This is a genomic window from Nocardioides sp. P5_C9_2, from assembly GCF_054049555.1.
In genome coordinates, this window is the sequence record NZ_JBFUMD010000053.1 from 1 (window position 1) to 12,115 (window position 12,115).

Here is a 12,115-nt window from a genome sequence, read left to right on the forward strand (position 1 = left end):
GTGCACCCTCAGGACCTTGCCGCCGAGCGAGGTGAGGTCACGCGGGTTGGCGGGGTCGGCGGCGTCGCCGGTGCCGACGTACAGCGCCGGGGACCCGGTGTCGAGCAGCAGGCGGCAGCCGCCGTGGCGCCCGCTCGTGCTCGGCAGCCCGGTCACCACGTGGCGCACCAGGCTGGCTCGACGGGTGCTGTCGCTCAGCCGCCACAGCGACACACGGACGTCGTGCCCAGCGCCGGTCTGCCATCCCTGGCAGGTCCAGAACCGGCGCGTCCGGGCGAAGGCGGGGTCGACGGCGAGCGACATGAGACCGGTCTCGCCGCTGACCCAGACGCTGTCGCTCGGGAAGCCGACGGTCCGCCGCCGGCCGTGGCGCACGACGCTCAGGCGGGCCCGGTCCCGCTCGGTGACCAGGAGCCTGCCGCCGCCGAGGGACTGCACGTCCCAGGGGTTGACCAGCCCGTCGACCACCGTCCGCACCCGGAGGGCGGGTGCCCCCACCCGGGGGTCGGGGGCGTCGACCGCGACCGGTGTGAGACTTCCGGCCGCCTCGTTGGCCTGCGCCGGCGTGGCGGGGGCGCCGAGGATGCCGAGGCCGAGGGTCGTGGCGAGCACGAGGACGGCGGGGCGGACCACGGCTCTGGTGCGGCGTCGCGAGGTCATGGCGCCGACGCTACGCTCAGAACGTGTGCTCGGGCCCGGGGAAGGTCCCGCCGCGCACATCGTCGGCGTAGGCGCGGGCCGCGTCGAGCAGCACGGCGTGGACGTCGGCGTACTGCTTGACGAACCGGGCCATCCGGCCGGTCCGCAGGCCGAAGGCGTCCTGCCAGACGAGCACCTGGCCGTCGCAGCCGTTGCCGGCCCCGATGCCGATGGTCGGGATGACGAGCTCCTTGCTCACCTGCTCGGCGACGTCGCCGGGCACCATCTCCATCACCACGGCGAAGGCTCCAGCCTCCTGGACGGCTCGGGCGTCGGCGAGGACCCGGTCGCCGGTCTCCCCACGGCCCTGCACGCGGTAGCCGCCGAGGGTGTGCTCGCTCTGGGGGGTGAACCCGATGTGCGCCATGACCGGGATCCCGCCGCGGGTGCACCTCTCGATGACGGGGGCCATCTCGGCGCCGCCCTCGAGCTTGACCGCGTGCGCGCCGGCCTCCTTCATGAAGCGGACGGCGGTGAGGTAGCCCTGCTCGGGACTGGCCTGGTAGCTGCCGAAGGGCAGGTCGCCGACGACCATCGCGCGGCTGACGCTGCGGGCCACGGCGCGGGTGAGGGGGAGGAGCTCGTCGACGGTGACGGGTAGCGAGGTCTCGTTGCCGTAGACGTTGTTGGAGGCGGAGTCACCGACGAGCAGCAGGTCKATGCCGGCTTCGTCGAAGGTCGCCGCGGTGTACATGTCGTATGCCGTGAGCATGGTGATCTTCTCGCCACGCTCCTTCATCTCCCGCAGGTGATGGGTGCGGACCTTCTTGACCGGGGCCGCCGGCTTCGGGGCCCCCGTTCCGTACGGCGCCGTCTCGTCGCTCATGGTGCTCTCCTCATGACATCTCGCGGCTCCCTGGTGGAGTCCACGGACCACCACTCAGGCTAGTGCGGCGGGGTGCCGGTGGCGCTGTGGCGACCGTCACGCCGAGGGCGTCCTCAGTCGAGGTAGGCCAGGTAGTCCTCGGGCGGCGCGCTCTCGGCGAAGTCGTCGCCGTCCTCGAGCGCGCCGACGTTGGCCATCCGCACGCTCACCGACCGCACGTCGGGGTCGGTCGTCGGCATGCCGGCCTGCACGGTGACGCCGATGTCGTCCTTGGTGGCCCTGACCCTCAGCTGGGCCTCGTCCCGCTCGACGGTGTACCCGTGCTGCTCGAGCACCGCCGAGGCGGTGTCCAGCTTGGCGTCGATGGCCCCGCGAGGACGGCTGAGGACTCCCGAGGCGGTGTAGTCCCAGAGYCCGAACCCGCCACGCTCGACGAAGCTCGCCTGCAGGCCGTTGGGGGAGCCCCCCAGCTCGGACACCAGGTCGGGCAGCAGGGCCTGGGCCTCGGTGTCCATCTGCTGCTTGAAGGCCGCCGCGTCGGGCTTCTCGTCGGCACGACCGGACGCGGGATCGCCGGTGCTCGAGCAGGAGCTCAGCAGCACCACGGCGACCAGCCCGAGAAGGAGTCGAGTCATGGAGGTCACCCTAGGCGTCACGGCCACATGTCCTTGAAGTCGTCGACCCGGTCGTCGACCCAGCCCTTGCCGTCGTCGTAGGTGTCCTCGATCTCCTGGCGGGTCTCCTCGACCTCCTTCTCCACCTGGTGGACCACCTCGTCCTTGCCCCAGTCGAAGGCCATGTCGTTGGCGTCCTGGGTGCGACCGCCGGTGACCTCGGGCTCGTCGCCGCGGACGATGGCGGTCAGGTTGTCCAGGGACTGCTGGTTGGTGTCGGGGTTGAAGTAGGACGTGTGGTTCTCCACGCCCAGGCCGAGGCTGCCGGCGTGGAACTCCTCGCCGGGGGCGACCGGGAAGACCGTGGCGCCGAAGTCGGACTGGGCGGGGTCCTTGCCCATCCCGAGGTCACCGTCGCGGCCGAGCCAGGTGACGAAGTCGTTGTCGGCGGCGCCGACGTACACCGTGCCCTCGGGCATCCCGAGGTCTCCGACGCTGTTGACGTCGTCGCCACCGGCCCCCGGGCTGCCGATCAGGGTGAGGGAGTCGGCGTCGAGGCCGTGGTCGTGCGCACCGTGGGCGGCGGTGGTCGAGCCGTAGCTGTGACCGATCACCGACAGGTGGGACCGGTCGCCCTCGTCGGTGGCGCGCAGGCCGTCGACGAAGTCGGCGAGGCCCGCCCCGCCCTCGATGGCCTTGTCCTCGCGGGCCACGCTGCCCATGTCCAGCCCGTCGCCCGGCCAGTCGAGGGCGTTCTCCGGGTTCCAGCTGGGGGCGTCGTAGCCCATCCACGCGATGGTGGCGGCGGACTCACCGTTGAGGATCGCCTGGGTGTAGAGGGTGTAGGCGTCCTTGGCGTTGCCGGGGATCGTGGTGCCGTCGTTGGTGATGCCGGGGACGATGACGGCGGTGTTGTCCGCGGTGTCGGGGTCGCCGTAGCCGACGGCCACGGCGCCGTCCCCTCCGAAGGCGGCGGGCTGGTAGACGATCAGGTTGACGTCGACCGGATCGGCGATGCCGTCACCGTCGAGGTCGGGCAGCCCCTCGGTGGTCGGGACGTCGAGCGAGGTCTGGGCGGCGCTGGCCCGGTCGAGCAGCCGCTGCTCGGCCTCGGTGAGGTCCTCGCCGGCGTCCACCTTGCTGGTGAGGCGGTCGAGGTCGCGGTCGAGCGAGGTGCGGTTGGCCTCGTCACGGTCGCCGGTGGGGATGCCGTTGGTGTTGCCGACGAGGTCGGGGTCGCTGATCTTCAGCGCCTCCTGCTCCGCGCGGGTCAGGCGCTTCCACCAGTCGTTGATCGCGTCGGGGTCGCCACCGAGCGCGGTGAGCTCGTCGCGCAGGGCGCCGACGTCCGTGGTGTCGCGGTCGGCCGCGTCGCGGCCCTCGCCCGTGGTGTCGACGGCCTGGAAGGCGGCGATGAGGGTGTCCTCGGCGGCGGTGACGTCGTCCCAGAAGGTGGTGATGTCGTCGACGAGCCGGTCGGCCCGGGTCTGGAGCGCCCGCGCCTCGGCCTCGAGGGCGTCGACGTCGTCGGCGGTGGAGGCCTCGATCCGGACCCAGAGGTCGTCGATGTCCTGGTTGAGGTCGGTGCGCCGGGAGCCCAGCCGGGTGCGCCGGGCGGTGAGCGCGACGATCCGGTCGACGTAGGTGTCACAGGCGGCGGAGACCCGCGTGAACGCGGCGGTGGCCGCGGACGTGTCCCGGGCGTAGCCGGTCATGGCGTGCTCGGCCGCCTCGGCGGCGTCTCCGGTCCAGTCGTCGGGAGCACCGTGGGCGGTCATCCACTCGGCGACGTCGGACATCGTCGTGCCGGTCGAGCGCAGCCCGGTGGTCACCGACGACGCGGCGACCGTGGCGTCCATCTCCTCGATGGGCCCGACGTGCGCGGGCACCGTGATCGTGGTCATCAGGGACCCACCGTCGGGGAGACGCTGCGGTCGGTCCACGACATCAGCTGCTGGCTGCGCTCGACGACGTCCTGGTCGGCCTGCTGGAAGAGCAGCGAGGCGTCCCGGAGCGCCTGGGCGTGGTCGGCCGCCGCGTCCTCGAGACGCTTGACCTCCTTCATCCACGCGTCGACGAAGGCCTGCGCGGCCGGCTGGACGCGAGCCCCCAGGAGGGACGCGTCGACCTCGCCCAGGGACTTGCGGCCGCCGCGCACGACCTCGCCCTGGTCCTCCCAGGACTGGGCCGAGCGGCCGAGGGCCTCGAGGTAGACGTAGAGGCTCATGCGTCTGGCCCCTGCTCGTGCTGGAGCTCGGCGTGCAGGTCCGCGGGGACGTGCAGGGCATCGCTGGTGATCGTGACCGACACCGCGTCGTCCGTGGCCCGGGCGACCAGCTCGAACGGACCGGCCACCCCGCGCACCCGGGGACTGCCGTCGGCGGCCGGCCGGGGCTCCCAGCCGAGCTGGACGAGCGTGTCGGCCAGCCGGCGCAGCAGCGCGACCCCGCCCTCGTCGCCCAGGTCGCCGAACGCGGCGGCGGTGACCCAGCGGCGGACCTCCGGGTGGTCCTGACCCCACCAGTAGTCCGCCCTGGTGGTGGGCTCGCGGTCCAGCCGCTCGCTCAGCGTCGTCAGCACCCTGTCGGCGTGCCTCATGCGCGAGCGGCACTGCGCGGTCGTCGCGACCGGGACGTCGAGGGGCCGCACGGGCGGCAGCAGCACGATGTCGACGTCGGGGTGCCGCTCGCGGAGCTCACGCAGCATCGGGTCGGCCAGGGCCGGGTCGGGAGGGAGCGAAGCCATGGCGTCGTTCTTCCGCCCGGGACGCCGCCTCAAACCCGGTGCGTCCCGTCTGTGGACACGGTCAGGAGAGGGGCAGCGGGCGCGAGACCGAGACGCTGGTCCGGCTGGTGCGGTAACCCAGTCGTTCGTTGAGCCCGCGCATCGCGGCGTTGCCGTCCTGCGTCCACGTGTAGACCTCGTCGAGGTCGTGCGTCGCCGCCCAGTCCAGGGTGCGCAGCTTGAGGTGCGCTGCGAGCCCGCGGCCCCGCCAGTCACGGCGTACGGCGGTGAGGGAGTGCTCGGCGCGACGCGGCTGGTCGGCGTCGCGCAGCAGGCCCGCGCAGCCGACGACCGCGCCGTCGTGCACGGCGAGGTACATCGGATCGCCCCGCCAGGACGTGGCCCACTGGGTGGCGGTGACGTCGAGCGGGGTGCGCACCGCGAGGTCGGCCAGCACCTCCCGGCCGAAGGACTCGAACGACGCCTCCCACAGGCCGGGGTGCTCGGCGCCGACGACGACCTCCACGTCGGGAGGCGGCGCCGGGAGGGCCGGCAGGTCGGTCACCGTCCGGGACTGCTCGACCTCCCGGTCGACCTCGACGAAGCCGAAGCGGGTGGCGAACCCCAGGTGCTCCTCGTCGTCGACCCTGGCCCGGACGTGGGAGACGCCGAGCGTGGTGGCGTGCTGGGCAAGGGCGACGAGCAGGGCGGATCCGATCCCGCGACGGCGGTGCTCGGGAAGCACCCGCGGGGCGACGGCGGCCGAGTCGGCGGACTCCGACTGCCCGGCCATCCCGGACCCGACGACCCGCCCCTCGTCACGGGCGACGACCAGCAGCCGGTCGGGGGAGTCCTGGGCGCGGAGCTCCGCGACGCTGCTGCACCGCTCGTAGGGCAGCACCGCGATCCGGATCGAGCGCCAGTCCTCGTAGTCGGCATCGGTCACGCAGGGCGACAGCTCCATGCGGTGCACGCTAGGACGGGCGTCAACCGGGTTCGGCGCTGCGGGTCGCGGAGCGGCTGCACACGGCCGGTCCGTACCAGCACCGGGAGATCACGCCAAGTGCCACGCCGGCCCTCGAGCCGCTGCTAGCTTGCCAGCGTGCAGAGCACCCAGTCCTCGCCGCCCGCCAGCCGTCGTCGTCTCCCGCTCGTCCTGGGCGGGGTCGCGGTCGTCCTTGCGGTGGCCGGGGCCGCGTGGCTGCTGGCCCCCGGCGGGCTCCCGACCGGAGCGGACAAGGCCCAGTTCTGTTCGCGGGTGGACCAGGCGATGACGACCGACACGGATGACGCGGTGCGCAGCGCGACCCGGGACATCGAGGACGACGGCGTACCCGCCGAGCTGGACGGCACGAGTGCCCAGCGCGGCGCGGAGGTCTTCATCGACATGACCGAGAGCGTCGGTGCGGCGGGAACCGAGTACTGGTCCGACCTCACCGTCGCCGAGAACCGCACCGGTCAGGACCGCGAGGACCTGACCGCGTTCCTGTACTACGCGTACACCGAGTGCGGAGCTCCCAGCGTGTCCTCCTCGTCCTAGCGACGGGTCAGCGCCCGGTCGTCGCCGGGGCGGCGAGGGGTCGCCCTAGAGTGAGGCGCGTGGACTTCTACTCCGCCTACGCCCAGGGCTTCGCGCGGGTCGCGGCCATCACCGTGCCGGTCGCGATCGCGGACCCGGCGGCCAACGCCGAGCGGGTCATCGAGGAGGCGAGGCGGGCGCACGAGGAGCACGTGGCGGTGGCCGTGTTCCCCGAGCTCGGGCTGAGCGGGTACTCGATCGACGACCTGTTCCTCCAGGACACCCTGCTCGACGCCGTACGACGCGCGATCGACGCGATCGTCTCGGCGAGCGTCGACCTGCTGCCGGTCCTCGTGGTCGGGGCGCCGTTGGCGCGTGGCAACCGGGTCTACAACTGCGCCGTGGTCATCCACCGCGGCGAGGTCCTCGGCGTCGCACCCAAGTCCTACCTGCCCAACTACCGCGAGTTCTACGAGCGCCGCTGGTTCGCGCCCGGCGACGACACCCGCGACGAGTACATCGAGGTCAACGACGACGAGGTGCCCTTCGGGCCCGACCTCATCTTCCGCGCCACCGACGTCCCGGGTCTCGACCTCCACGTCGAGATCTGCGAGGACATGTGGGTCCCGGTCCCGCCGAGCGCGGAGGCGGCGCTCGCCGGGGCGACGGTGCTGGCCAACCTCAGCGGCAGCCCGATCACCGTCGGTCGCGCCGAGGACCGCCGGCTGCTGGTGCGCAGCGCCAGCGCGCGCTGCTCGGCGGCGTACGTCTTCGCGGCCGCGGGCCAGGGCGAGTCGACCACCGACCTCAGCTGGGACGGCCAGACGATGGTCTACGAGTGCGGTGACCTGCTGGCCGAGGGCGAGCGGTTCCCCGCGAGCGCGGTGCACACCGTCGCGGACGTCGACCTCGACCGGCTGCGCCAGGAGCGGCTGCGGCAGGGCAGCTTCGACGACAACCGACGGGGTGCGGGGGAGAGCGAGTTCCGCATCGTCGAGTTCGACCTCGAGCCGCCCACCGGCGACATCGGGCTGCGGCGCAAGGTCGACCGCTTCCCCTTCGTGCCCGACGACCCCGAGCGCCTCGCGCTCGACTGCTACGAGGCCTACAACATCCAGGTGTCCGGCCTCGAGCGGCGGATCACGGCCATCGGCACGCCCAAGGCGGTCATCGGCGTCAGCGGCGGCCTCGACTCCACCCACGCGCTCATCGTCGCGGCCAAGGCGATGGACCGTCTCGGCCGCCCCCGCTCCGACATCCACGCCTTCACGTTGCCGGGCTTCGCGACGGGCGCGACCACCAAGGCGTACGCCACCCGGCTGAGCAAGGCCCTCGGCGTGACGTTCGAGGAGATCGACATCCGGCCCGCGGCCGAGCAGATGCTCGCGGACCTCGGTCACCCCTACGCCGGCGGTGCGAAGGTCTACGACGTCACCTTCGAGAACGTCCAGGCCGGGCTGCGCTACGACTACCTCTTCCGGCTCGCCAACCACCGCGGCGGCATCGTCGTCGGCACCGGCGACCTCAGCGAGCTCGCGCTCGGCTGGTGCACCTACGGCGTCGGTGACCAGATGTCGCACTACACGGTCAACGCGGGCGTGCCCAAGACCCTGGTGCAGCACCTCATCCGCTGGGTCATCTCGCACGGCGAGTTCGACGAGGACACCAACCAGGTGCTCGGCGAGATCCTCGAGCAGGAGATCACCCCCGAGCTGATCCCGGTCGAGGACGGGGTCAAGCCGCAGGCCACCGAGGACTCGGTGGGGCCCTACAACCTCCAGGACTTCACGCTCTTCCACGTCGTACGACGTGGACACCGGCCCAGCAGGATCGCCTTCCTCGCCTGGCACGCCTGGCGCGACGCCGAGGCGGGGGAGTGGCCCCCCGGGTTCCCCGCGGACGCGCACGTCGCCTACGACCTGGCGACGGTGCGGCACTGGCTCGAGGTGTTCGTGAAGCGCTTCTTCGCCAACCAGTTCAAGCGCTCCGCGCTGCCCAACGGACCCAAGGTCAGCTCGGGCGGCACGATGAGCCCGCGCGGTGACTGGCGGATGCCCAGCGACGCGAGTGCCGCGGCCTGGCTGGCCGAGCTGGCGCGCGTCCCCGACACCCGCTGACCCCTCACCCCTGCGACACCCTGCCCGAATAGCCCCCAGATCGACGATGCACGGCCTCCCGCCTCGCTGGGACGATGCGCACGACGCCGCCGCGTCCGTCCAGCACCCGGGGGAACCATGGCGACACGCATCCTCGCCGGAGCAGCGCTCGCGCTGGGGGCAGCACTGCTCGCAGCACCCGTCGCGTCCGCCGGACCGGGCACCGTCGGCCCAGCGCCCGTGACGACGCAGGTCGTCACAGAGTCGCCCGCCTTCGTGGCCCCGCCGATCGACTGGGGGCGGTGCGCGGACGGCTTCCTGCGCTCGGCGGGCGCCCGGTGCGGCATGCTCACCGTCCCGCTGGACCACGCCGACCCGACCGGACCCACGATCGAGCTGGCGGTCTCCCGGGTGCGGCACCGTGGCTCGAGGGACCGGGGCGTGCTGTTCACCAACCCCGGTGGCCCCGGCGGCAGCGGCACCTTCCTGGCCGCCTGGGGCCAGTACCTCCCCGGCAGGATCGCCCGCACCTACGACTGGATGGGGATGGACCCGCGCGGCGTCGGCGAGAGCAGCCCGGCGCTCACGTGCGACCGCACGATCAACAAGATCGGCACGCGTCCGCCGTACGACCCGACGAGCGCGGCGATCCTCGACGCGTGGGTGACGAGGAGCGAGGCRTACGCCGCCGCGTGCGGCACCTCGGCCGCGGCACCGTTGCTGCCGCACATGAAGACGACCGACATCGTGGCCGACTTCGAGGTGCTGCGGGACACCCTCGGCGCCGACCGCGTGAGCTTCTACGGCCTGTCCTACGGCACCTACATCGCGCAGGTCTACGCCACGCTGCACCCCGACCGTCTCGACAAGCTCGTGCTCGACGGGGTCGTCGACCCGCGGGGCGTCTGGTACGACGCCAACGCGGCGCAGAACGTCGCCTTCGAGAGGTCGATGGCGGGGTTCTGGCGCTGGGCCGCCCGCGGGCACGCCGACCTCCGTCTCGGGAGGACCGCCGCCGCCGTGGAGAGGACCTACTACCGCGTGCTGCACCGCCTCACCCGGCGGCCCGTCGACGGGGTGGGGGCGGCCGAGCTCTCCGACGTCGCGCTGGGGGCGGGCTACGCGACCTTCCTGTGGCCGGAGGTCGCGGACGCGCTGTCGGAGATCGTCACCGACGGGACCGCCCGACTCGCCCGGAGGTCCTACACGTCCCTCAACCCGACCACCGCGGGCGGCGACAACTCCTACGCGGCCTACCTCGCCACGACCTGCACCGACGCGCCCTGGCCGACGGACCTGGCGGTGCTCCTCGGCGACAACGAGCGCCAGGACCGCCGGCACCCGTTCCTCACCTGGCCCAACGGCTGGTTCAACGCCCCGTGCCGCACCTGGCCGGCCCCGCCGGCAGCCGCCGCGGTCGAGGTGGCCACCTCGACCAGGTCGGCGCTGCTCATCAACGAGACCTACGACGGCGCCACCCCGATCGAGGGTGCCCTCGAGGTGCGGCGCCGCTTCACCGGCGCGGTCCTCATCGAGGGCGTCGGGGGGACCACCCACGCCGGCAGCCTGAGCGGGGTCGCGTGCGTCGACCACCCCATCGCCTTCTACCTGGCCACGGGCGTGCTGCCCCGGAGGCGGTCGGGGGACCGGGCCGACGTCCGCTGCGACCCCGTCCCCGCGCCGCCGGTCGGCTAGCGACTCCCGGGACGCAACCGATCGGCGCCGGCACGCGTCTCCCGTGCAGCCACCCACGACGACAGGACTCCCATGACCGTACGACGCGCCCTCGCCCCCGCCCTCGTCACCGCCCTCGCCACCGCCGCCCTGGTGGGCGGCGTCGCGGCTCCCTCGTCCGTCGCCTCCGCCGGACCCTCCGGGACCCACGCACCGAAGCGCACCGCGCTCACCTTCGAGGTCGACGACTGCGAGGGCTGCACCGTCCAGCTCGTCCACGCGCTGGACGCCGACGCCCCGAAGGTCCCGAAGGTGTGGGTCTCCCGGGCGCGCACGGTCGAGGGTGGCTCCGTGACGTTCCGCCCGCTGACGCGGCGTACGCACGGGTTGTCGGCCACGGTCGTCGCGCCGTGGGAGGGGCACACCGGCTACGTCACGACCGTCGCGTTCCGCTACGGCGGCGAGGCGGTCGGCGACGAGGTCACCCTCGCGCAGGCGGTCACCGAGCAGCGGGCCTCGGCGTGCTGGGACGGCACCCGGCGCCGCGCCCTCACGCTGCCGCTGGTGGTCGAGGAGGTCGAGGTCCAGGGGGTCAAGGAGCGGGTGGCGGGAAGCATCGCCTTCGTGCCCACCACCCAGTCCTGGCTGCGGCCGATGCGCCAGGCGTGGGACGGGGTTCTCGGCTCGCAGGACGTGAACATCTGCGGCTGAGGGGGATGCGACATAGTTGCCCGCATGGGCAAGCAAGAAGACTTCGTACTCCGCGCTCTCGAGGAGCGTGACGTCCGGTTCGTGCGGCTGTGGTTCACCGACGTGCTGGGCTTCCTCAAGTCCGTGTCGGTCGCGCCCGCCGAGCTGGAGGGCGCCTTCGACGAGGGCATCGGCTTCGACGGCTCCGCCATCGAGGGCTTCGCCCGTGTCTACGAGGCCGACATGCTGGCCAAGCCGGACCCGTCGACCTTCCAGATCCTGCCGTGGCGCGGCGAGACGCCGTCGACCGCGCGGATGTTCTGCGACATCGTGATGCCCGACGGCAGCCCGTCGTACGCCGATCCGCGGCACGTCCTCAAGCGCACGCTGAGCATCGCCGCCGACAAGGGCTTCACGTTCTACACGCACCCCGAGATCGAGTTCTACCTCTTCAAGGACAGCCCGGTCGCCGGTGCGGACCCCATCCCGGTGGACCGCAGCGGCTACTTCGACCACACCGCGCAGTCGCGTGGCTCGGACTTCCGCCGCGAGGCGATCTCCATGCTCGAGGCGATGGGCATCTCGGTGGAGTTCAGCCACCACGAGGGCGGTCCGGGCCAGCAGGAGATCGACCTGCGGTACGCCGACGCGCTGAGCACCGCGGACAACATCATGACCTTCCGCACCGTGGTCCGGGAGGTCGCGCTGAGCCAGGGCATCTGGGCCTCCTTCATGCCCAAGCCGTTCACCACCCACCCCGGGTCCGGGATGCACACCCACGTCAGCCTCTTCGAGGGCGACCGCAACGCGTTCTTCGAGGCCGGCGCCGAGTACCAGCTCTCGCGCACCGGCCGGCAGTTCATCGCCGGCATCCTGCGCCACGCCAGCGAGATCAGCTGCGTCACCAACCAGTGGGTCAACTCCTACAAGCGGCTGCTCGGCGGCGGCGAGGCGCCGTCGTACATCTGCTGGGGCCACAACAACCGCTCCGCGATGATCCGGGTGCCGATGTACAAGCCCAACAAGGGCCAGTCGACCCGCGTCGAGCTGCGCACCATCGACGCCGCCAGCAACCCCTACCTCGCCTTCGCGGTGATCCTCGCCGCAGGGATGAAGGGGATCGAGGAGGGCTACGAGCTGCCGCGCGAGGCCGAGGACGACGTCTGGTCGCTGACCGAGCGCGAGCGCCGGGCGCTCGGCATCCAGCCGCTGCCCAAGAACCTGGCCGAGGCGATCAGCATCGCGGAGGACTCCGAGCTGCTGGCCGAGACGC

General features: G+C 72.5%; 12 protein-coding genes. 5 read left to right on the top strand and 7 right to left on the bottom strand.

Annotation, left to right across the window (positions count from 1 at the left end; all coding sequences use genetic code 11):
* The 7 genes from ACXJKL_RS04535 to ACXJKL_RS04565 all read right to left on the bottom strand — a co-directional run.
* The coding region (locus ACXJKL_RS04535; RefSeq protein WP_457205866.1) for a PQQ-dependent sugar dehydrogenase at positions 1-660 on the bottom strand (660 nt) is incomplete at its 3' end.
* A gap of 16 nt (positions 661-676) precedes the next feature.
* Positions 677-1,525, bottom strand: a complete 849-nt coding sequence (panB, locus tag ACXJKL_RS04540) for a 3-methyl-2-oxobutanoate hydroxymethyltransferase (RefSeq protein WP_457205867.1) — start codon at positions 1,523-1,525, stop codon at positions 677-679.
* A gap of 113 nt (positions 1,526-1,638) precedes the next feature.
* The gene (locus tag ACXJKL_RS04545) at positions 1,639-2,160 is read right to left on the bottom strand and encodes a hypothetical protein (RefSeq protein ID WP_457205868.1); all 522 of its coding nucleotides are present in this window, start codon (positions 2,158-2,160) and stop codon (positions 1,639-1,641) included.
* Between the two features lie 17 nt (positions 2,161-2,177).
* A complete protein-coding gene (locus tag ACXJKL_RS04550) occupies positions 2,178-4,043 on the bottom strand; it encodes an alpha/beta hydrolase (RefSeq protein ID WP_457205869.1) in 1,866 nt (621 codons plus the stop codon).
* Positions 4,043-4,366: a hypothetical protein gene (locus tag ACXJKL_RS04555; protein WP_457205870.1), complete on the bottom strand. Its 324-nt coding sequence runs from the start codon at positions 4,364-4,366 to the stop codon at positions 4,043-4,045. The genes ACXJKL_RS04550 and ACXJKL_RS04555 overlap by 1 nt, the downstream gene beginning before the upstream one ends.
* Positions 4,363-4,884 (bottom strand): hypothetical protein, encoded by a 522-nt coding sequence (locus ACXJKL_RS04560; protein ID WP_457205871.1) that lies wholly within the window; start codon positions 4,882-4,884, stop codon positions 4,363-4,365. The genes ACXJKL_RS04555 and ACXJKL_RS04560 overlap by 4 nt, the downstream gene beginning before the upstream one ends.
* Before the next feature lie 61 nt (positions 4,885-4,945).
* Positions 4,946-5,827, bottom strand: a complete 882-nt coding sequence (locus tag ACXJKL_RS04565; RefSeq protein WP_457205872.1) for a GNAT family N-acetyltransferase — start codon at positions 5,825-5,827, stop codon at positions 4,946-4,948.
* A gap of 138 nt (positions 5,828-5,965) precedes the next feature.
* Between ACXJKL_RS04565 and ACXJKL_RS04570 the strand changes: the two genes are divergently transcribed.
* From ACXJKL_RS04570 to ACXJKL_RS04590, 5 genes are all read left to right on the top strand, one after another.
* Positions 5,966-6,403 carry a hypothetical protein gene (locus ACXJKL_RS04570; protein ID WP_457205873.1) on the top strand — a complete coding sequence of 146 codons (438 nt, stop codon included), beginning with the start codon at positions 5,966-5,968 and terminating at the stop codon, positions 6,401-6,403.
* 50 nt (positions 6,404-6,453) lie between these two features.
* Positions 6,454-8,499: an NAD(+) synthase gene (locus ACXJKL_RS04575; protein WP_457205874.1), complete on the top strand. Its 2,046-nt coding sequence runs from the start codon at positions 6,454-6,456 to the stop codon at positions 8,497-8,499.
* A gap of 117 nt (positions 8,500-8,616) precedes the next feature.
* On the top strand, positions 8,617-10,173 hold the full coding sequence (locus ACXJKL_RS04580) for an alpha/beta hydrolase (RefSeq protein WP_457205875.1): 1,557 nt from the start codon (positions 8,617-8,619) through the stop codon (positions 10,171-10,173).
* A 72-nt stretch (positions 10,174-10,245) separates the two neighbouring features.
* The gene (locus ACXJKL_RS04585) at positions 10,246-10,863 is read left to right on the top strand and encodes a hypothetical protein (protein WP_457205876.1); all 618 of its coding nucleotides are present in this window, start codon (positions 10,246-10,248) and stop codon (positions 10,861-10,863) included.
* 24 nt (positions 10,864-10,887) lie between these two features.
* On the top strand, positions 10,888-12,115 hold a 1,228-nt coding region (locus ACXJKL_RS04590; protein ID WP_457205877.1), incomplete at its 3' end, for a glutamine synthetase family protein.

Coding starts and splice junctions, on each gene's coding strand:
- ACXJKL_RS04550 (WP_457205869.1), bottom strand. CDS start 4,043: ATGACCACGATCACGGTGCCCGCGCACGTCGGGCCCATCGAGGAGATG.
- ACXJKL_RS04555 (WP_457205870.1), bottom strand. CDS start 4,366: ATGAGCCTCTACGTCTACCTCGAGGCCCTCGGCCGCTCGGCCCAGTCC.
- ACXJKL_RS04560 (WP_457205871.1), bottom strand. CDS start 4,884: ATGGCTTCGCTCCCTCCCGACCCGGCCCTGGCCGACCCGATGCTGCGT.
- ACXJKL_RS04565 (WP_457205872.1), bottom strand. CDS start 5,827: ATGGAGCTGTCGCCCTGCGTGACCGATGCCGACTACGAGGACTGGCGC.
- ACXJKL_RS04585 (WP_457205876.1), top strand. CDS start 10,246: ATGACCGTACGACGCGCCCTCGCCCCCGCCCTCGTCACCGCCCTCGCC.